Origin of the sequence: Streptomyces niphimycinicus, assembly GCF_018883605.1 — a bacterium.
Lineage (GTDB): Bacteria > Actinomycetota > Actinomycetes > Streptomycetales > Streptomycetaceae > Streptomyces > Streptomyces niphimycinicus.
This window is the reverse complement of the sequence record NZ_JAHLEM010001193.1, coordinates 1-570: the sequence shown is the minus strand read 5'-3', so window position 1 is coordinate 570 and position 570 is coordinate 1. Positions and strand designations below refer to the sequence as shown.

At 73.9% G+C, this 570-nt stretch carries 1 protein-coding gene; it reads left to right on the top strand.

From position 1 onward, the window contains the following. The coding region (locus tag KN815_RS48785; RefSeq protein ID WP_253209734.1) for an acyl carrier protein at positions 1-570 on the top strand (570 nt) is incomplete at both ends.

Here is a 570-nt window from a genome sequence, read left to right as displayed (position 1 = left end):
CAGGCCGCCGCCGCGGCGCGGTCCGGCGCGCTCGCCCAGCAGCTCGCCGGGGCGTCCGACGCCGAGGCCGAGGCGATCGTCCTCGGCGTGGTCCGTACGCAGGTGGCGGCCGTACTCGGCTACGCCGGGCCCGAAGTGGTCGAGCCGCAGCGCGCGTTCAGCGAGGTCGGCTTCGACTCGCTCACCGCCGTTGAACTGCGCAACCGCCTGACCGCCGTCAGCGGCGTCCGGCTCCCCGCCACGCTGATCTTCGACTACCCGACCCCTGCCGCCCTCGCCGCGTATCTGCGGGCCGAGGCCCAGGGCAGCCAGGAGGACGCCGCCGCACCCGTGGCCACCGCCACGGCAGGCGCCGACGAACCGATCGCCATCGTGGCGATGAGCTGCCGTTTCCCCGGCGGGGTGACCTCGCCCGAGGACCTATGGCGGCTCGTGGTGGATGGCGCGGACGCCATCACCGACATGCCCACCGACCGCGGCTGGGACATCGAGTCGCTCTACGACGACGACCCCGACCAGCAGGGCACCAGCTACGCCCGTAACGGCGGATTCCTGCACGACGCCCACCAC